The sequence below is a fragment of the Streptomyces caatingaensis genome (assembly GCF_001187435.1).
In the GTDB taxonomy this organism is placed as follows: Bacteria; Actinomycetota; Actinomycetes; order Streptomycetales; family Streptomycetaceae; genus Streptomyces; species Streptomyces caatingaensis.
Map to the genome: position 1 here is coordinate 16513 of NZ_LFXA01000011.1, position 19417 is coordinate 35929.

12 protein-coding genes and 2 pseudogenes are annotated in these 19417 nt (G+C 70.4%); 6 read left to right on the forward strand and 8 right to left on the reverse strand.

The genetic code is table 11. The annotated features are described in order from the left end of the window. Positions 1–143: 143 nt before the first annotated feature. The 3 genes from AC230_RS32615 to AC230_RS17605 all read left to right on the forward strand — a co-directional run bounded on the left by AC230_RS32615 (position 144) and on the right by AC230_RS17605 (position 6298). The gene (locus tag AC230_RS32615; RefSeq protein ID WP_206743348.1) at positions 144–1328 is read left to right on the forward strand and encodes a hypothetical protein; all 1185 of its coding nucleotides are present in this window, start codon (positions 144–146) and stop codon (positions 1326–1328) included. A 318-nt stretch (positions 1329–1646) separates the two neighbouring features. Beyond that, on the forward strand, positions 1647–5999 hold the full coding sequence (locus AC230_RS17600) for a ricin-type beta-trefoil lectin domain protein (RefSeq protein WP_053161231.1): 4353 nt from the start codon (positions 1647–1649) through the stop codon (positions 5997–5999). Between the two features lie 8 nt (positions 6000–6007). After that, the gene (locus AC230_RS17605; RefSeq protein WP_157868594.1) at positions 6008–6298 is read left to right on the forward strand and encodes a hypothetical protein; all 291 of its coding nucleotides are present in this window, start codon (positions 6008–6010) and stop codon (positions 6296–6298) included. 165 nt (positions 6299–6463) lie between these two features. Here AC230_RS17605 and pyk read toward each other — a convergent pair whose 3' ends face one another. The 3 genes from pyk to pta form a co-directional block, all read right to left on the reverse strand. Beyond that, entirely contained in the window at positions 6464–7891 is a 1428-nt protein-coding gene (gene pyk, locus AC230_RS17610; RefSeq protein ID WP_049717233.1) for a pyruvate kinase, read from the reverse strand. Between the two features lie 85 nt (positions 7892–7976). Beyond that, positions 7977–9194 carry an acetate kinase gene (locus AC230_RS17615; protein ID WP_049717234.1) on the reverse strand — a complete coding sequence of 406 codons (1218 nt, stop codon included), beginning with the start codon at positions 9192–9194 and terminating at the stop codon, positions 7977–7979. Between the two features lie 41 nt (positions 9195–9235). Beyond that, positions 9236–11332, reverse strand: a complete 2097-nt coding sequence (gene pta, locus AC230_RS17620; RefSeq protein WP_049717235.1) for a phosphate acetyltransferase — start codon at positions 11330–11332, stop codon at positions 9236–9238. A 263-nt stretch (positions 11333–11595) separates the two neighbouring features. Between pta and AC230_RS17625 the strand changes: the two genes are divergently transcribed. Further along, positions 11596–12621, forward strand: coding sequence for an ATP-dependent 6-phosphofructokinase (locus AC230_RS17625; RefSeq protein WP_049717236.1), 1026 nt, complete (start codon positions 11596–11598; stop codon positions 12619–12621). A gap of 4 nt (positions 12622–12625) precedes the next feature. Here the strand turns inward: AC230_RS17625 and AC230_RS17630 are convergent. Then, positions 12626–13075, reverse strand: a pseudogene (locus AC230_RS17630) (alpha/beta hydrolase fold domain-containing protein); the annotation flags it as partial. A 94-nt stretch (positions 13076–13169) separates the two neighbouring features. Beyond that, positions 13170–13313: pseudogene (locus AC230_RS34690) on the reverse strand (RHS repeat-associated core domain-containing protein); the annotation flags it as partial. Between the two features lie 90 nt (positions 13314–13403). Between AC230_RS34690 and AC230_RS31215 the strand changes: the two are divergent. Together AC230_RS31215 and AC230_RS17635 are read left to right on the forward strand one after the other, a co-directional pair. Next, entirely contained in the window at positions 13404–13691 is a 288-nt protein-coding gene (locus AC230_RS31215; protein ID WP_078871374.1) for a DUF397 domain-containing protein, read from the forward strand. Positions 13692–14086: 395 nt separating this feature from the next. Next, positions 14087–14749, forward strand: coding sequence for a pentapeptide repeat-containing protein (locus tag AC230_RS17635; protein ID WP_049717238.1), 663 nt, complete (start codon positions 14087–14089; stop codon positions 14747–14749). On the opposite strand, the gene AC230_RS17640 is transcribed toward AC230_RS17635, so the two are convergent. The 3 genes from AC230_RS17640 to AC230_RS17650 form a co-directional block, all read right to left on the reverse strand. Further along, a complete protein-coding gene (locus tag AC230_RS17640; protein ID WP_049717239.1) occupies positions 14746–15726 on the reverse strand; it encodes a DUF1259 domain-containing protein in 981 nt (326 codons plus the stop codon). The genes AC230_RS17635 and AC230_RS17640 overlap by 4 nt on opposite strands. Before the next feature lie 171 nt (positions 15727–15897). Further along, the gene (locus AC230_RS17645) at positions 15898–18429 is read right to left on the reverse strand and encodes an ABC transporter permease (protein WP_049717240.1); all 2532 of its coding nucleotides are present in this window, start codon (positions 18427–18429) and stop codon (positions 15898–15900) included. A gap of 61 nt (positions 18430–18490) precedes the next feature. Next, positions 18491–19276 carry an ABC transporter ATP-binding protein gene (locus AC230_RS17650; RefSeq protein ID WP_049717241.1) on the reverse strand — a complete coding sequence of 262 codons (786 nt, stop codon included), beginning with the start codon at positions 19274–19276 and terminating at the stop codon, positions 18491–18493. Positions 19277–19417 lie beyond the last annotated feature (141 nt).

Genomic DNA, 19417 nt, shown 5'->3' on the forward strand with positions numbered 1-19417 from the left:
ATGGGGCCACCGTGTCCACAGAGTCCACTGAGTCCACCGGCGAAGCCCCGGGGGCGAAGACGGGTCCTCGCCACGCCGCGCCGAGAAGGCCGCTGCTGGCCCGGTTGCACATGCCCGCCGGCAAGGCTATAGCCCTCGCGGCGATGCCCACCGCCGTGCTCATGGGGATGGGCTTCACGCCCCAACTGGCGCAGGCGAAGCCGGTGGAGCCGCCGAATCCGTTCGGCGAGGCGTTCTGCCTGACGAAGCCGGAGGGTTCTCCGTCTGCGGGCACGTCGCCGTCGCCGGGCGCGACGCCCGGCACCCCGTCGCCCGATGCGTCGTCGCCGAGCCCGGACGCGAGCCGGACCGCCGACGCCGAGGACAAGGACAAGGACGAGGGCAGGGCGGAGAAGCCCAAGTCGCCCGGGAGAACGACGCCTCCGCCGTCACCTTCCCCGAAGGCGAAGCCGCAGCCGACGCCGTCATCGACGCCGTCCCCCACGGAGAGCCCCGCCGAGCGGGACCGCGGCAAACTCCCGGGACGGCTCCCGCTGCCCCCGATCCCGTGGCCCCTCCCGTCCAGGACGGCCTCGCCGCCCCCGACGCCCACGCCGACCCCCACGCCGACGCCGACCCCAACTCCCACCCCGACGCCGTCCGATGACGCGGCGAAGAAGGCGTCCCCCACGCCCACGGCGAAGGCGACGCCTCGCCCCCGCAAGTCCCTGGACGTCCCGGAGACCCCGGAGGCAACCCCGACCCCGGACGCGTCCGGCAGCGCGTCACCATCACCGACACAATCGACGCCCTCGTCCCCGACGCCCACGCCCACGCCTACGGCCACTGGGGAGAAGACCCCCAAGCCCTGCCCGACCTCCAAGGCCGGGCCCGACAAGGCGCAGCCCGCCTTCGCCGACAACCCCTGGTTCCTGGAGGCCAGCAAGCTCACGCTGCGCGGGCTGACCTACGAAGGGATCAAGGAGATCACCACGACCGGCGGGAAGAAGAAGTCTGTCGTGAAGTTCACGGCCGACGGCCTGGACATCAAGGACCTCCACGCGCTGGTGAACGACCGGGGCAAGGTCTTCCACCAGCGCGGCCCGGGCCCGGAGGTCCCGACGATCAGAGGCGGCAAAGTCACCCTCTACACGGAGGAGTTGAAGGGCAAGCTCCTCGGCATCCCGATGACGGTCAATGCCTCGCACCCCCCACCCCTCATCCCCGGCCTGAAGCTGCCGATCCCCATCAGCTACACGAACGTCAAGGTCCGCCAGGCGGGCCAGTTCGGCGGGACGCTCACCATCCCGAACATGAAGGTGTACATCACGGATGGGACGTATCCCTGAAGTCGGCACTGTAACCCCTTGTGTCTCCCACGTACCGGTACGTAAGGTGATCGCCGCGCTCGGCGGGCTCGGATCGTTCTTCCGGGCCCGCCTGCCAGTCAACTGACGTACCAGCGGCCCGCATTGCAGGGTGTCGGGGCCTTCGCCTCGCAGAGAAAGAACGTCGTTCACGCACCTCCTTGGCCTGGCCGCCCCTCTCAGTTCGGCTGGATTCTCACAGCTCATCCTTCTTATGTAGAGGGGACAAGGTTGCGTTTCAGATCAGGGATTCCTGTACCAGCATCGCGAAGACCGGGCCATCTCGCTTCTGCGGCCGCCATGGTTCTCCTGGCACTGGCTGTTCTGGCTGCTCTGGTCGTACGGCCGGATGCGCTCGACAGGCTTACGGATGCCCGGCCGGCAGGGGACAGCTACGACGGCTTCGATGCAAGCGCCGCCGAACAGTTGAGGCAGGACCAGTGCTTGATGGCCACCGTGCTGCGCACGGGCGGGCCGACCATGTTCGCCCATGCGCAGGATGCGCTGAACCAGTCACCGGACAAACTGCACTTGGCGGCGGACCGACAGTACTGGGAGCACACCCCGCTTGCCAAAGCATTCGATAAGGACAAAGAGATCGCGGCCAAGGAAGGAGCTGTCGACGACCGTCTCCAAGCCTGGAAGATACCGCTGGCCGGTCTGTCCACCCCGGACGGGTTCAGTGAGTCCGGGTTCCACGTGCCCCCTGGGCTCCCCATAGGAGATGACTTCTTCGACCAGACTGGCCTGTCACGGTGGCTCGGGCAGCAGTTCTGGAAGGACGAGGGCGACTTCTACAAGGATCCGACACCTCGAGCGGACGACGTGACGGTCAAGGCCGTCAAGGATGTCGGTACCCCTCTCTACGGCAAGGACCCGGATCCGGGGCTCCCGAACCCGCAGTGGCAGCAGGCCTTCGCCGAACGCCAGGCGTGGGAGCGTCTGGTGAACTGGTCGATGGATCCGACGGGTGCGGACGACGCGCGAATCTTCCTCACTGCCGGCGGGTTCCCGCGTACCGTGCCCGAGCCGGGCAGCCTTGAGTTCCGGCTCGCAGTCGAGGACCTGAAGTCCCGTTTCGCCACCTGCGCCTGGCGCACCCCGCCCGACCCGAGCGCGGTCCTCGGCAAGGAAGTTGCGGCAGCATCGCAGGAATGGCAGCAGGAGATCGCCTCGCAGGCCCTCCAGCGCAATCAGATTCTCAGCGCCAACCATGCTGCAACCAGGGCCCTGGCGGCAGGAGCCAAGTCCTTGGGAGAGATGCTCGGCCAGTCCTGGATCGCCGACCATCTCGCTATCTGGCAGGACTACTGGTCCCCCGGCGGTCCCGGCTGGATCGGGGACAGCCCGGTGATCGTGCATGCGCACGGTGCGCCCGACAAGTGCCTGGATGTACAGGGAGGGAAGAAGGCCAACGGCACTGCGGTCCAGCTCTACACGTGCAACGGCACCGGTGCACAGAAGTGGGTAATCGACGGAGACGCGCTGCGGAACCTGGACTCCGGCAAGTGCTTGGATGTCAAGGGGTCCGGTACCGCGAACGGCACGGCGGTTCAGCTTTGGACCTGCAATGGCACCAAGGCACAGAACTGGCGGTACTCCACACACGGCACGACCAGTCTGCGCAGCATTGGCACAGGCAACTGCCTTGATATGCATACGTTCAGCAATGGCCGTGACGCATGGGTCTGGGATTGCAACGGCACCGCTGCGCAGAAGTTCGACATCGTCCCGTCCGGCCACAACGGCGCCGACAATGTGCTTCGCTACCCGCAACAGGGGGAGTTCGACCAGGCGAAGAAGGGCGTCATGGCCACCCAGGCCGAGGCGGTGAAACAGCTCGGCCTTATCAAGGCCCAGGTCGCCGTGGCCAAGAAGGCTGCCGCTGCCGTGGACACCGCCGAGCAGGCCGCCTACACGATTGCTGACAAGGCGGGTGCCCCCAGAGGGCGTGGCCTACTGGTCGGGCGGCAGAAGGCGCAGGTGACGAAAGCTGCTGCCGCTGCACTTGAAGCGATGGCCAAGGCCGGCGAAACAGCCTATGCCGCAACTCGTGCGGCCGCCGGGGACAGCGCGACCGTCGCCGCACGTGCACTGACACAGGCCGCAGCGTCGAAGGCCGCATTCCGGACGGCCGCCGCGCAGGAGGCCAACGCACAGGCCAAGGCTGCCGCCAACGCCGCAGCGGTCCAGGCCAAGGCCGCGAAGGACGCGCGCGACACCGCGAGGGCCAAACTCGCCGAGACGGAGAAGGCCGAAGCGGACGCGAAGGCCGCGGCGGCCACGGCTCACGCGAAGCGTCTCGCGGCGGAGAAGGAAGAGGCAACAGCGAAGGCGGAGAAGGAGATCGCCGCGCAGAAGCAAGCCGAGGCCGCGGAGCACAGGAAGAGCGCCGAGGGCTACGCGACAACGGCCGAGAATGCCAAGGGCAGGGCTGAGGCTGCCGAATCCACCGCCGCGGAGAAGCGCAAGGCCGCCGAGGAGGCGCGGGACAAGGCGCAGGCCAAGCGCAGTGACGCCTGGGACGCGGCACAGAAGGCGGACGCGGCCAGGGCCAAGGCCGATGCCAAGGACGCCTATGCCCAGGCGCACGAATCCGATGACAACGCAAAGGACGCTCGAGCGGCGGCGAACGAAGCGGACAAGGCCGCCAACGAAGCGGAGGTAGCCGCGAAGTCGGCACGTGCCGAGGCCGATGCGGCGACGCAGGCAGCCGCCGACGCGGATGCGGCCGCGACGCGTGCCGAGGCCGCCGCCAAGCGTGCCCGTTCCGATGCCGATGCCGCGAAGTCGGCCAAGCTGAGGGCGGACGCCGCCGTGAAGACGGCGACGAGCACGGCGGCAGACGCGATCAGAGCGTCCCAGGACTCGGCCATGGCGGCCCGAACCGCTGTCAAGCTGGCCGATGATGCCGAGAAGGAGGCGGTCCAGGCCAGGAAGCACGCCGATGCGGCCAAGGCCGAGGCGGCCAAGGCAGTAGCGGGCTCCGCTGAGGCAGCCGGCCACGCGCACACCACCGCGCAAGCAGCAGAGGATGCCCGCAGCGCGGCACAGCAGGTTGCCGCACCGGCGAACGATGCGATCCAGCTCGGCTCTCCCTATATGGCGACCGACTACGCCGCAGGTTTGGCGGTGTTGACGGGGCAGTCGTCGAAGGCGATCGCCGAGCAGCAATTGGCCGTCGCCGAGGCGCACGCCGAGAACGCCAAGAAGGCGGCCGAGCAGGCGCGGAGCGTTGCGAATGCGGCGAAGGGCGATGCGAAGGCCGCGTACGTCCTTGCGTCCGACGCGGCCGGACATGCCGCCGACGCCCGCAAGTCCGCGAAGGAAGCCCTCGGTTATGCCGCCGAGGCGGCGAAGGCGGCAGCGGATGCGGCGAAGTCACTGGCCCGCACCATCGAGCACGACAGGCAGGCCACGGCAGACGCCGATGCCGCGGACAGGGCCGCGACCAACGCCGAAGGCCATGCGAAGGACGCGCGGAGTTCCGCCGACCAAGCGGCGCTGGACGCGGAAGGTGCACGCAAGGCGGCGGCCGAGGCGGAAGAGGCAGCGAAGAGCGCTCGCGCCGCCGCCGATAGGGCCGATGCCCAGGCCACTGCTGCCGAGGCGGCTGCCAAGGACGCGCACAAGGCCGCTGAGGACGCACAGAAGGCAGCCGAAGAAGCCGTGCGGAAACAGGCGAACAAGCAGGTTTCCACAGGAGCCGGAACCGGCATTGAACGCACCTTCTATGTCGTGGACAAGGTCACGCCGAACGGCGATCCCGAGTCGACCACGTGTGTCCTGGGGATGGGCAACAGCGGCTGCGACGTGACGTACACCCTGCGCTTCGACGCCGTCATCAGCTTCTACCTGTGCATCAATCCCGATGTTCCCGCCACCGAAGCCGGCTGCCCGAAGTCCGACACCGTCTTCCTCGGCACCCAGACCCAAAGGGGCCTGACCAAGAAGATGACCAAGCACTTCTCGAACTGGGACATCGTCAAGGAGGTCGACAAGGCGTTCCTCAAGGGCATCTGGGGCGCGCTCACCCAGGACTTCGTGGACTGCTGGCATGGCAGCGCTTCCGGATGCGCTTGGGCGGCCGTCGCGTTCGTGCCGGGCGAGAAAATTGCAGCAGCGGTCAAGGCACTCATCAAACTTGACGAGGCGCTGAAGACAGGGGTCGGCGTCGCTGGTGCCTGGAAGGCGGCCAAGGCCGCCGGACTGAAGGGCGATGTTCTTGCCGGCGTCGGCAAGAGGGTGAACGACGCGAGAAGGACGTCGGCGGGCTGCAAGATCGTCAGGGCTGCGACGATCAGACGTGTTGCCATGGCGGGCAATCCGTTGGAGTGCATGCCGCCTCTCCTGGATGACGAGAGCGAGGCGTACGTTGTGGCGAAGCATGTCGTCGGCGGTAAGAACGTCACCCATGAGAAGGGCGTGTTCGACGCTGACATCGACCTTGACGAGCTGGTCGAGATGTCTCTTGCCTCGCATCCTGTGGGCCCGAACAAGAGTGGCTTCTTCGAGCGGGATGTAGACGCGCGGCGGCTGATAGGCCTCACGTCCGAGATGACGGGGCGACAGCCCACGTCGTGGTTCAAACTCGTCCAAGACAAGTATGGCGGGGTGAGGACGATGTACCCGATCACCAAGCCGACTACGTGAGGAGAACCATGGCAGTGGGTGTCTACCTGGAGAACCGCCTGCACGAGCGCATAGCGCACGTCTGCGACGATGCTGATGAGAGCTTCATCGAGGCATGCAAGGATGCGCCTGATGGGTCGTTCATGCGCATGGTCCACCCATGGGGTGACACCATGTTCAATGAGCTCCAATTGGAGCCGTTTTTGCAGGAGTTGCGAGAGACCCCCGATGAGCGCAGGACTGTGGCAATCAGCAAGGTGATCGACCTCGCGGAGCAGGCCATTGCGCGGCACGGTTACTTGTACTTCGTGGGGGACTGAACCGGCTGAGCGCTGAGGCTTGCCTTCTTGGGGCTCAGGAAGGCAAGCCGCGCACCAACGCAACGACGTGGTCCCGGAGCCGGGAGCCGGTCCGGGAGACGAAACGGCTGTGGCCGTCACCCCCGTGAGGGTGACGGCCACAGCCGTGTGCTACGCACCAGCGAACTAGCGGTTCTCCCCGCCCAGGTGGTGCACCCGCACCATGTTCGTCGTGCCCGGGACACCGGGCGGCGAGCCGGCGGTGATGACCATCGTGTCGCCGTCGTTGTAGCGGTGGAGCTTCAGGAGCTCCGCGTCGACCAGGTCGACCATCGCGTCCGTGGTGTCCACGTGCGGGACGACGAACGTCTCGACGCCCCAGCTCAGCGCGAGCTGGTTGCGGGTCGCGGCGTCCGTGGTGAAGGCCAGGATCGGCTGGACCGTGCGGTAGCGGGACAGGCGGCGGGCCGTGTCACCGGACTTGGTGAACGCGACCAGCGCCTTGCCGCCGAGGAAGTCGGCGATCTCACAGGCGGCGCGGGCGACCGAACCGCCCTGGGTGCGCGGCTTCTTGCCGGGGACCAGGGGCTGGAGGCCCTTGGAGAGGAGCTCCTGCTCGGCGGCCTCCACGATGCGGGACATCGTCTTGACCGTCTCGATCGGGTAGGCGCCGACCGAGGACTCGGCGGAGAGCATGACCGCGTCCGCCCCGTCCAGGATCGCGTTGGCGACGTCGGACGCCTCGGCGCGCGTGGGACGGGAGTTGGTGATCATCGACTCCATCATCTGGGTCGCGACGATCACCGGCTTGGCGTTGCGGCGGCACATCTCGATGAGCCGCTTCTGCACCATCGGGACCTTCTCCAGCGGGTACTCCACCGCCAGGTCGCCACGGGCCACCATCACACCGTCGAAGGCCATGACGACCTCCTGCATGTTCTCGACGGCCTGCGGCTTCTCGACCTTGGCGATCACCGGGACGCGGCGGCCGACCTCGTCCATGACGCGGTGGACGTCCTGGACGTCCTTGGCGTCGCGGACGAAGGACAGGGCCACCATGTCGCAGCCCATCGCGAGCGCGAACTTGAGGTCCTCGACGTCCTTCTCGGACAGGGCCGGGACGTTGACCGCCGCGCCGGGCAGGTTGATGCCCTTGTGGTCGGAGATGACGCCGCCCTCGATGACGATGGTCCTGACCCGGGGGCCGTCGACCTCGGTCACGCGCAGCTCGACGTTGCCGTCGTTGATCAGGATCTGGTCACCCTTGGCGACGTCGCCCGGCAGGCCCTTGTAGGTCGTGCCGCAGATGGTCTTGTCGCCGGGGACGTCCTCGGTGGTGATGGTGAACTCGTCGCCGCGCACCAGCTCCACCGGGCCGTCCGCGAAGGTCTCCAGGCGGATCTTCGGGCCCTGGAGGTCGGCCAGGACGCCGATCGCGCGCCCGGTCTCGTCCGCGGCCTTGCGGAGGCGGTGGTACCGCTCCTCGTGCTCCGTGTGGGAGCCGTGGCTCATGTTGAAGCGGGCCACGTTCATGCCGGCCTCGATCAGCGTCTTCAGCTTCTCGAAGGAGTCGACGGCGGGGCCCAGGGTGCAGACGATTTTGGAACGGCGCATGGGGCAGATCCTATCGGTTTGTTTCGGAGCGGAATATTCGAGCTGTGGGAAAGGACAGGAGCGGAAGCCTGGATTCCTTGAGGAATCAGGCGCTGACCAGGGCGTACGCCTGGGTGGCGATCTCCAGCTCCTCGTCGGTCGGGACGACCGCGACGGCGACCCGGGCGTACTCGGGGGAGATCAGCCGCGCCGCGTCGCCCCGCTGCGCGTTGAGCTCCGCGTCCACGGCCAGGCCCAGCTCCTCCAGACCGGCCACGGCGGCCTCGCGGACGGGCGCCGCGTTCTCGCCCACGCCCGCCGTGAAGGCGACCGCGTCGACCTTGCCCAGCACGGCGTAGTAGGCGCCGATGTACTTCTTCAGCCGGTGCACGTACACGTCGAAGGCGAGCTTCGCCCGCTCGTCGCCCTCGTCGATCCGCCGGCGGATCTCGCGCATGTCGTTGTCGCCGCACAGTCCGATCAGACCGCTCTTCTTGTTGAGGAGCGAGTCGATCTCGTCGGTCGACATCCCGGCGTTGCGGGACAGGTGGAAGATGACCGCCGGGTCGATGTCACCGGAACGGGTGCCCATGACCAGGCCCTCCAGCGGGGTCAGGCCCATGGAGGTGTCCACGCAGCGGCCGCCCCGGACCGCGGAGGCGGAGGCGCCGTTGCCCAGGTGCAGGACGATCACGTTGACCTCGGACGGGTCCTTGCCCAGCAGCTTCGCCGTCTCGCGGGAGACGTAGGCGTGCGAGGTGCCGTGGAAGCCGTAGCGGCGGACCATGTGCGCGTCCGCGGTCGCGGTGTCGATCGCGTAGCGGGCCGCGTGCTCCGGCATCGTCGTGTGGAAGGCGGTGTCGAAGACCGCGACCTGCGGCAGGTCGGGGCGGAGCGCCTGGGCGGTGCGGATGCCGGTGATGTTGGCCGGGTTGTGCAGCGGGGCCACCGGGACCAGCCGCTCGATGTGCGCCAGCACCTCGTCCGTGACCAGGGTCGGCTCGGTGAACTCGCTCCCGCCGTGGACCACGCGGTGGCCGATCGCGGCCAGCTCGGGGGAGTCCAGGCCCAGCCCGTCGGCGGCCAGTTCGGCGGCGACGGCGTTCAGCGCGGCGGTGTGGTCGGCGATCCGCTCCGTGATCTCGCGCTTGGTGCCGCCGGTCGCGAGCGGGGTGTGGGCCAGCCGCGAGGTGTCCTCGCCGATGCGCTCGACCAGGCCGACGGCGAGGCGGGCGCCGTCCGCCATGTCGAGCAGCTGGTACTTGAGCGAGGAGGAGCCGGAGTTGAGGACGAGGACGCGGGTCGCGTTGGCGTTGGCAGTCATGGGGCTTTCCGTGGTGGGGGGAACAGAGGGCATGCCGGGGCTCACGGCTCGACGCGGTCGCCGCGCTGCTCGCCCTGGGCCTGGATGGCGGTGATCGCGACGGTGTTGACGATGTCCTGGACGAGCGCGCCGCGCGACAGGTCGTTGACCGGCTTGCGCAGGCCCTGGAGGACCGGGCCCACCGCGACGGCGCCGGCCGAGCGCTGCACGGCCTTGTAGGTGTTGTTGCCCGTGTTGAGGTCGGGGAAGACCAGGACGGTGGCCTTGCCGGCGACCTCGGAGCCCGGCAGCTTGGTGGCGGCCACGGCCGCGTCCACCGCGGCGTCGTACTGGATCGGGCCCTCGACCAGCAGGTCGGGACGGCGCTCGCGGACCAGCTCGGTGGCCCGGCGGACCTTGTCGACGTCCGCGCCGGAGCCGGAGGTGCCGGTGGAGTACGAGAGCATCGCGATCCGCGGCTCCACGCCGAACTGGGTGGCGGTCGCGGCGGACTGGATGGCGATGTCCGCGAGCTGCTCGGCGTTCGGGTCGGGGTTGACCGCGCAGTCGCCGTAGACGAGCACCCGGTCGGCCAGGCACATGAAGAAGACCGACGAGACGATCTGCGCGCCCGGCGCGGTCTTGATGATCTCGAAGGCGGGGCGGATGGTGGCCGCGGTGGAGTGCACCGCGCCGGAGACCATGCCGTCGGCCAGGCCCTCCTGGACCATCAGCGTGCCGAAGTACGAGACGTCGGCGACGACGTCGTACGCCAGCTCCAGCGTCATGCCCTTGTGGGCGCGGGCCTTGGCGTAGATCTCGGCGAAGCGCTCGCGCAGCGGCGAGGTCTGCGGGTCGATGAGCTGGGCCTCGCCCAGGTCGATGCCGAGCTCGCCGGCGCGCTTGCGGATCGCGTCCTCCTCGCCCAGCAGCGTGAGGTCGCAGACGTCGCGGCGCAGCAGCACGTCGGCGGCGCGCAGCACCCGCTCCTCGGTGCCCTCGGGCAGGACGACGCGGCGGCGGGCGGCGCGGGAGCGCTCGATGAGCTCGTGCTCGAACATCATCGGGGTGACGCGGCTGGAGCGGGCCACGGAGATGCGGGCCGCCAGGTCGCCGGTGTCGACGTTGCGCTCGAAGAGGCCGAGCGCGGTCTCGGCCTTGCGCGGGGACGAGCCGTCGAGCTTGCCCTCGATGGCGAAGAGCTCGGCCGCGGTCGGGAAGGAGCCGCCGGGCACGGAGACGACCGGGGTGCCGGGGGCGAGCCGGTCGGCGAGGGCCAGGATGTCCGGGCCGGGGCGCTCGTCCAGGGTGAGCAGCAGGCCGGCGATGGGCGGGGCGCCGGCGCTGTGCGCGGCCAGCGCGCCGACGATCAGGTCGACGCGGTCGCCGGGGGTGACCACCAGGCAGCCGTCGGTCAGGGCCGGGAGGAAGGCGGGGAGCATGGCGCCGCCGAAGACGAAGTTCTTCGCGTCCCGGTTCAGGCCCGCCTCGTCGCCGAGCAGCACGTCGGCTCCCAGCTTGCGGACGATCTGGGCGACGGTCGGGGCGGAGAGCGACGCCTCCTCGGGCAGCGCGTAGCAGGGCACCGGCAGGCCGGCGGACAGGCCCTCGGCCACGGCCTCGCGGTCGGCGGGCGTCACCCGGTTGACGATCAGGGCGACGACGTCGCAGCCCAGCGCCTCGTAGGCGCGGAAGGCGTTGCGCGCCTCGGCCCGTACGGACTCCGCGGCCTGGCCCTGGGCGCCGACGACGGTGATCACGGCGGCGCCGAACTCGTTGGCCAGGCGGGCGTTGAGGGCGAGCTCGTCCGGCAGGTTGCTGCCGATGAAGTCGGTGCCGAGGACGAGGACGTACTCGTACTCCCGGGCGACGGCGTGGAAGCGCTCGACGATGCGGGAGACCAGCTCGTCCGTGCCCTTCTCGGCCTGGAGGGCGGCGGCCTCGCCGTAGGTCAGGCCGTAGACGCTTTCGGGTGACTGTTCCAGCCGGTAGCGGGTCCGCAGCAGGTCGAAGAGGCGGTCCGGACCGTCCCCGTGGACGAGCGGGCGGAAGACGCCCACCCGGTCGACCTGGCGGGTCAGGAGCTCCATGACTCCCAGCTCGATGACCTGGCGTCCGTCGCCGCGATCGGTCCCGGTCACGTACACGCTGCGCGTCACGTGTGCTCTCCTTGCTCCATGCCGTGAGGTGGGTACAGGCCGTTCATCTGTTCGTTGCCCGGCCCGTGAAAATACCCGTTAGGGTGGTCTTGCCCTCTTGACAATACCTGCGACCCTGGATAAGGCGCGCGTCAGGCGGGCCCCGGTGGGAAGCGGTTGCCGACAGGGCCGTGGACACGGCCGGGGAAGCCCAGCACCGGCGGGCCCATGGAACAATCGGGTCCGGCTCACAGGTACCAGTAGCGAGCAGGAGACACAGCACGATGCGCATCGGAGTCCTCACCGCGGGCGGCGACTGCCCCGGCCTGAACGCCGTCATCCGCTCAGTGGTGCACCGTGCCATCGCGGAACACGGTGACGAGGTCATCGGCTTCGAGGACGGCTTCAAGGGCCTGCTCGACGGCCGCTTCCGCAAGCTCGACCTCGACGCGGTCAGCGGCATCCTGGCCCGCGGCGGCACCATCCTCGGCTCCGCCCGCCTGGAGCGCGCCCGGCTCCGCGAGGCGTGCGAGAACGCCAAGGACTTCTCCCGCGAGCACGGCATCGACGTCCTCATCCCCATCGGCGGCGAGGGCACCCTCACCGCCGCCCGGATGCTCTCCGACGCCGGCCTGCCCGTCGTCGGCGTGCCCAAGACGATCGACAACGACATCTCCTCCACGGACCGCACCTTCGGCTTCGACACCGCCGTCGGCGTCGCCACCGAGGCCATCGACCGCCTCAAGACCACCGCCGAGTCCCACCAGCGCGTCATGGTCGTCGAGGTCATGGGCCGCCACGCCGGCTGGATCGCCCTCGAGTCCGGCATGGCCGGCGGCGCCCACGGCATCTGCCTGCCCGAGCGGCCCTTCGACCCCGCCGACCTCGTCAAGATGGTCGAGGAACGCTTCGCCCGCGGCAAGAAGTTCGCCGTCATCTGTGTCGCCGAGGGCGCGCACCCGGCCGAGGGCTCGATGAACTACCAGAAGGGCGCCATAGACCAGTTCGGCCACGAGCGCTTCGCCGGCATCGGCACCGCCCTCGCCCACGAACTGGAGCGCCGCCTCGGCAAGGAGGCCCGCCCGGTCATCCTCGGCCACGTCCAGCGCGGCGGCACCCCCACCGCGTACGACCGCGTCCTCGCCACCCGCTTCGGCTGGCACGCGGTCGAGGCCGCCCACCGCGGCGAGTTCGGCATGATGACCGCGCTGCGCGGCACCAGCATCGAGATGGTGCCGCTCGCGGACGCGATCACCGAGCTGAAGCGGGTGCCGGAGGACCGGATGGACGAGGCGGAGTCCGTCTTCTGAGCCCTCAGGCGCGCAGCCGGTTCGCGAACTCCGCGAACAGCTCCGCCGTCGCGGCGTCCGCTGCCCGCGACTGCTCGAACAGGCCGATGAAGCCGTGCGCCAGGCCCTCGTACGTCCGGTGGAAGACCTCCACTCCCGCCCGTGCGAGGGCCTCGGCGTACGCCCGGCCCTCGTCCCGCAGCGGGTCGTACTCCGCCGTCCCGACGACGGCCGGGGCGACGCCGCCGAGCTCCGGGGCGGGCAGCGGGGAGATCCGCCACGCGCGGAGGGTCTCCGGGTCGTCGCCCGCGTAGACCCGCTGGAGCTCGTCGACCATCCTGCCGTCCAGCGGCGGCCCCTCGACGGTCTCCGCCGGGGACGGATACGGCCGCGTGCGGTCCGTCGCCGGACAGGCCGCCAACTGGGCGGCCGGCGGCCGCCGTTCGTCCCGGAGGACGAGCGCGGCCACGGCCGCCGCCTTCGCCCCGGATCACCGGCCACTGCGTTGTATATCGCCTTTTCAAGATCTCGCATAAGTGGACTGTTCGTCGGGTTTTGGGTTATGCAGAACAGATTGCAAGCCCCAACGGGTCGGTGAAAATGAACGGGTTGGGAACGTAGGCATAGTGGTTGGCCGAAGGGGCGAGCCCGAGGGGGTCGGGCGTGATGTACCGGCCGAGTCCGGGGTCGTAGTGGCGGTTGAATCCGGTCTCGACCCGGTGGCCATGGAAGAGGGATCATCCGTGATGACGGTGACGGGCAGGTCGCGCGAAGCGCGCTGCTACGTGCGGAAGTTCGAGGCCATGCGTGACGGGGCGCTGCCTCCGGCGGCGACACCCGAATTCCTGCACCGACTCGCCAGAGAGGTCGATCACCATCAACGCTCAGCTGACGGCTCTCGAAGTAGCCGACGAGAACCCTGGTTCACATCCTCGTACAGCAACGAGAACAACGCCGGAGCCTGTGTATCCGTCGCCGAACTCCCCGAACGGATCGGCGTTCGAGACTCCAAACAACGCAACGGCCCCGCATTCCTGATACCGAGGCCCGCATTGGCCTCCTTTCTCCAGGGGCCGGCCCGGCCCCAATGATCACCCGGCTTCGCCAGGAAGCGAGGAGAGCGCCGGCCCCTCAAACGGCACATTGCGGGCCGGAGCGCAGAATGAATTTGGGTGAACGCGGGTGCGGCGACATGCGCAGCTCGCGCTGAGCGGTCAACTCGGCAGGGAGCCAGTCGTGTTGGCGTATCCGGGGGTGTCGCCGCTCGGTCCTGGAGGGTGGGAGGAGCGCCATCCGAGGGAGGCATTTGCCCCCTTTGTGAGGGAATAAGGGGTGCGGGTCGGCGTGACGGAGCCGTTCCGGGGCGCCTCTCGGGGGCCTCGGGCCGATTGGGCGGACGGGGCCGGCGCGGGTAAGCATGGAGGCGTTCCCCGGTGATGCAGGATCGGGTCCGGGGGAGGTTTCTACGACCCCGGGAGGAAATGCCATGCGCCGCGTGCCCGAGCCCCGAGAGCTCGCCGATCTGCCGTACGCCCATCGGCTGGAGCCGTTCGGCGGGGAGCTGGAGCGGGAGCGCTCGTACGAGTGGGTGCACGTCGACGGGCGGGAGTTCGATGAGGTCGACGGGGGCAGTGCGCACTTCACGGAGTCCGCGCTGTCGTCGGTGACGTTCACGCGGGGGCGGTACCGGCGGACGTTGTTCGACGGCGTGTGGCTGCACCATCTCCGTGCCGTGGGCAGCGACTTCGCCGAGAGCAGATGGCTGGACGTGGAGTGCGGGGCGGGGCTGCTCGCGGGAGCGGAGATCCACGGGGCGGAGATGCGGCGCGTGGTGTTCCACCACTGCAAATTCGACTCGGTGAACCTGCGGGTGGCCGCGCTGCGTGAAGTAGACTTCGTGGACTGCCTGTTGAGGGACGTGGACTTCGGCGGCGCGACGCTGACCGACGTGTCGTTCCCGGGCACGACGCTGGAGCGCGTGGACTTCGCGCGGGCGAAGCTGTCGCGGGTGGATCTGCGCGGGGCCGTCTCGCTGGGGATCAGGTCGGTGGAGGCCCTCAAGGGGGCGGTGATCAGCAGCCCTCAGCTGTTCGACCTGGCCCCGGCCCTGGCGCAGCACGTCGGGCTGACGGTCAGGGACACGGACTAGGACCCTGGCGCGGGGGCGACGTTCGTCAGCGAGACGGCCCGGCGGAGGGACCGGGCGAGGGCGACGGGGTCGCCGGTGGCCCAGAGGTGGACGAAGAAGAGGCGCGGCTCCTCGGTGAGGCCGTGGTTGTGCAGCTCGACGAGGTCGATCGCACCGCGGCGCAACGCGACGAGGACGTCGTGCACTTCGCCGGCGACCATGGCGAAGTCGCCGCTGAGCGCGGCGCGTCCGCCGCCCAGCGGCTGGAAGGTGAAGGCCGTGGTGGCGCCGAGGCCCGGCGGGAGGGCGCGGCCGTGGTCGACGACGGTCTCGCGGCGGATGAAGGTGCAGACGTGGACGCCGTTGGCCGTGGTGCCGGGGACGCCGAGCGCCGCGTCGATGCCGGCCGTGTCGAGGTCGAGCGGGCGCGGCCGGGCCGGCGGGGGAGGGGGCGGGGTGCCGGTCGCCCGGACGACGGCACGCAGGCCGTGGGCCAGGTGGACGGGGTCGTGGCCGTGCCGGTGGATGTGCGTCCACCACAGGGGCGGGTCGTGCGCCAGCAGATGCTTGTGGATGGCGGTCTGCGCGAATCCGTGCTCGTGCAACGCGTCGTTGAGCCGTTGCAGCCGGCACTCCGTGACGATCATGTCGCCCATGACGAGGGTGCTCCCGTCGTCGTAGCGGACGAACGAGACGTGCGAGCCGAGGGCGAGGCCGGGGGTGACGGTGACGCCGTGGGAGACGACGTGGAGGTCCCAGCGGGGGAAGGGCGTGTGGTAGTAGAGGCCGCGGATCATGTTGCCGCCGCGGCCGAGGGCCGAGGCGACGCCGGACCAGGTGGAGAGGTTCGAGGCCACGGGGGCCGCCGCGCGGCCCGTCCGGCCCGGCTCAGCGGCGGAGCCGGGGAACGCCAGCGCCGTGGCCGCGGGGGTCAGCGCGGCCACGGCCAGCAGGTTTCTCCGGCGTATTCCGTTCTCGCGCGGCTGCTGAGTGCTCATCTCCGGGTACCTCGCGCCTCCGGGGGAAGATCCGGGGCTCGGGAGAGCCCGCAGGTGCGCGACGAGTTCCCTCGTTCCGGCGGGGCAAACAGCCGGTACCGCGACGGTGGGGCCGGGGGCGTACGAGGGCCGGGCGCGGCGGGCGCCCCGCGCCCGCCGCGCCCGCGGCGCTCACTGGCTGCCGATGGACTCCAGCACGTTCAGCCGCGCCGCCCGCCGCGCCGGCCAGACCGCGGCCAGGACGCCGACCGCGAGGGCGAGGAGGAGGAAGACGCCGATGCGGGCCCAGGGGACGACCATCTCGTACTGCGGGAACGAGGAGCGCAGCAGGTGGCCGCCCGACCAGGCGAGGAAGACGCCCAGGCCGACGCCGAGCACCGCGCCGAACATCGCGATCATCACGGACTCCAGGCGCACCATGCTCCGCACCCCGGCGCGCGCCAGGCCGATCGCGCGGAGCATGCCGATCTCGCGGGTGCGCTCGAAGACGGACATGGCCAGGGTGTTGACGACGCCGATCACCGCGATGACGACGGCCATGCCCAGCAGGCCGTACATCAGGTAGAGGACGTCGTCGATGTTGCCCGCGCTCTCGCGCCGCAGGTCGTCCCGGCTCTGGATCTTCATGATCGGGTTGGCGCCGAGCGCCTTGCGCAGGGTGGCGGGGAGGTCGCCGGACGCGCCGGGGGCGGCCTTCACCAGCACTTCCTGGTCGAGCACCTTGTCCAGGTGGGGGTTGACGAAGGAGGGCGCGGCGAGGGCGTCGCTGAGGACGTCGTTCTTCGCGTAGACGGCGGCGACGCGCGCGGTGGCCTTCTTGCCGTCGTAGAACTCCATGGGGAGGGACGAACCGACGCGCAGCGCGCGCTGTTCGGCGTACTCGTCGGAGACGGCGACGGACGTGCCGCGCACCGCCGCGAGGGAACCTTCGCGCACCTTGAGGTCCGTGACCTTGGTGAGTGACCCGAGGTTCGTGGTGCGCAGGCCGGCGGGGGCGCCGTGCGACGTGAAGCCGGTCATCCGGATCGGGACGGCGGCGTCGACGCCCGGCTGCCCGCCCAGGGTCCGCGCGACCTCGGGGGACATGCCGCCGAAGCCGGTGGAGGTGACCTTGTAGTCGGCGGTCAGGTCCTGGGCGCCCATCCGGTCGACGCCCCGGTCGGCGGAGATCGCGACCACGGTGAAGCCGGTGATGAGGGTGAGGCCGATCATCAGCGCCGAGGCGGTCGCGGCCGTACGGCGCGGGTTGCGGAGCGCGTTGCGGCGGGCGAGCGTGCCGCTGACGCCGGAGAAGCGGGCGGTGAGCCGGCCGAAGAGGGCGACGAACGGGCGGGAGAGCAGCGGGGCCAGGACGATCACGCCGGTGAGGGTGAGCGCCGAGCCCGCCATCGCCGTCTGGAGCCCGCTGGAGTCGCGGATCGTCGTGACGTACAGCATGATCGCGACGCCGAGCGCGGTGAGGACGCCGCCGATGGCGTTGCGCAGGACCAGGCTGCGGGGGGCCGCCGGCTGGTCCACCGCGGACAGGGCCTCGACCGGGGCGATGCGTGCGGCCTTGCGGGAGGGCAGCCAGGCGGCGAGGACGGTCACCGCGGTGCCGACCGCGAGGGCGGAGAGCACGGCCGACGGCTCGATCACCAGCGGGCCGTCCGGCAGGCTCGCACCGTTCGCGTCGAGGACGGAGCGCAGGCCGACGGCGATACCGAGGCCGAGGACGAAGCCGACGGCGGACGCGACGAGGCCGAGCACCCCCGCCTCGATGAGCACCGAGCGCACCACCTGCCGGCGCGAGGCGCCCACCGCGCGCAGCAGCGCGATCTCCCGGGTGCGCTGGGCGATGAGCATGGTGAAGGTGTTGGCGATGATGAAGACGCCGACGAAGAGGGCGATGCCGGCGAACACGAGGAAGGTGTTCCGGATCGACTTGGTCTCCTTGTCGATCACCTTCGACTGCTCGGCGGCGAGGGCCTTGCCGCTCTGGGCCTGGAGGCCCTGGGGAAGGGCGGCGCGCACCTTCGCGGCCAGGGCGTCCTGGTCGGTGCCGGGCGCGGCCGAGACGACGAGCTCGGTGAACTCGCCCTTGGTGCCGAGGAGTTGCTGAGCGGTCCGGGTGTCGAAGAGCGCGAGGCTGCCGCCGGACTCGACGCGGGGGTCGTCGGTGCCGACCGTGCCGACGAGCTTCTTGGTGATCACCGGTCCGTCGACGGCGAGGCGGACGGTGCCGCCGAGCCGGGCGCCGGTCCGCTCCGCCGTCCGCGCGTCGAGGGCGACCTCGTCGGGGGCGGAGGGGCCGCGGCCGGTGCGGAGCGGATAGCGGCTGTCCTTGCCGTCCTTTCCGCCGTCGTCGGGGCTGTAGTTGGCGCCCTGGCTGCCCCATTCGCGGCCGGCGGGGTTGCCGTCCCTGTCGGCGACGGTGACGGTGCCGTGGACGGACGGGCGGACGCGTGTGACGCCGGGGACCGCGCGGACCGCGGCCGCGGCCCTGGCGTCGAGCCGGCCGGTGTCCGCCGGGCCGCCGCCCGCCGTCACGGAGACGGCGACGTCGTCGAGGCTCTTCGCCGTCCTGTTGCGGAACGCGGAGCCGACGGAGTCGCTGAAGACGAGGGTGCCGGAGACGAAGGCGGTGCCCAGGAGGACCGCGAGGGCGGTCATGAGCAGGCGGGCCTTGTGGGCGAGGAGGTTGCGGAGGGCTGTGCGCAGCAACGGGTGTCCTGTGGGTGGTGGTCGGGGCGCTCGGTGGCCTTGGCCGGTACGGCCCGTGGCCTCAGGAGCGGGGGTCCGGGGCGTGTGCCCCGGGAAGGCTCCGCATGCGGTCGAGGACCGCGTCCGCGGTCGGGCGATGCAGCTCGTCGACGATGCGGCCGTCCGCGAGGAAGAGGACGCGGTCCGCGTACGAGGCGGCCACCGGGTCGTGCGTCACCATGACGACGGTCTGTTCGAGGGCCCGGACCGACTCCGCGAGGAAGCCGAGGAGTTCGGCGCCGGAGCGGGAGTCGAGGTTGCCCGTCGGCTCGTCCGCGAAGATGATCTCCGGCTTGGCGGTGAGCGCGCGGGCCACGGCGACGCGCTGCTGCTGGCCGCCGGAGAGCTGGTTCGGGCGGTGGCCGAGGCGGCCGGAGAGGCCGAGCGTCGTCACGATCTGGCCGAGCCACTCCGGGTCCGGCCTGCGGCCGGCGATGTCCATCGGCAGGGTGATGTTCTCCAGCGCCGTGAGGGTCGGCAGGAGGTTGAACGCCTGGAAGACGAAGCCCACCTTGTCGCGGCGGAGCCGGGTCAGCTGCCGGTCGCCGAGCGAGGCGAGTTCGGTGTCGCCGATGCGGGCGGAGCCGGAGGAGACGGTGTCGAGGCCGGCCATGCAGTGCATGAGCGTCGACTTGCCGGAACCGGAGGGGCCCATGATCGCCGTGAACTCCGCCCGGTGGAACTCGACCGAGACCGAGTCGAGTGCGGTCACCCGGGTCTCCCCGTGGCCGTAGACCTTGCTCAGGGCGGTCGCACGGGCGACGACGGTGCGGGCTCGGGGGGTGGCCGGCGGGGCGGCTGCGGGCATGGGTGCTCCTCGGATCGGGGCGGGGATCGCTTCCCATCCTCCGGGCCGGGGCGCGCCCCGGCGTCGGCCGAGGGACCGGAATGCGAGGTCCCCCTTTGGGGTGGGGAAGGGGGCGGCGTAGTCCTTGAGACGGACGGGGTG

Bases quoted from the DNA above. Each gene is read 5' to 3' on its own strand.
- AC230_RS17635 (WP_049717238.1), top strand. From the start codon at position 14,087: ATGCGCCGCGTGCCCGAGCCCCGAGAGCTCGCCGATCTGCCGTACGCC.
- AC230_RS17615 (WP_049717234.1), bottom strand. From the start codon at position 9,194: ATGACTGCCAACGCCAACGCGACCCGCGTCCTCGTCCTCAACTCCGGC.
- AC230_RS31215 (WP_078871374.1), top strand. From the start codon at position 13,404: ATGCGTGACGGGGCGCTGCCTCCGGCGGCGACACCCGAATTCCTGCAC.
- AC230_RS17640 (WP_049717239.1), bottom strand. From the start codon at position 15,726: ATGAGCACTCAGCAGCCGCGCGAGAACGGAATACGCCGGAGAAACCTG.
- AC230_RS32615 (WP_206743348.1), top strand. From the start codon at position 144: ATGCCCACCGCCGTGCTCATGGGGATGGGCTTCACGCCCCAACTGGCG.
- AC230_RS17625 (WP_049717236.1), top strand. From the start codon at position 11,596: ATGCGCATCGGAGTCCTCACCGCGGGCGGCGACTGCCCCGGCCTGAAC.
- AC230_RS17605 (WP_157868594.1), top strand. From the start codon at position 6,008: ATGGCAGTGGGTGTCTACCTGGAGAACCGCCTGCACGAGCGCATAGCG.
- pyk (WP_049717233.1), bottom strand. From the start codon at position 7,891: ATGCGCCGTTCCAAAATCGTCTGCACCCTGGGCCCCGCCGTCGACTCC.
- AC230_RS17650 (WP_049717241.1), bottom strand. From the start codon at position 19,276: ATGCCCGCAGCCGCCCCGCCGGCCACCCCCCGAGCCCGCACCGTCGTC.
- AC230_RS17600 (WP_053161231.1), top strand. From the start codon at position 1,647: ATGGTTCTCCTGGCACTGGCTGTTCTGGCTGCTCTGGTCGTACGGCCG.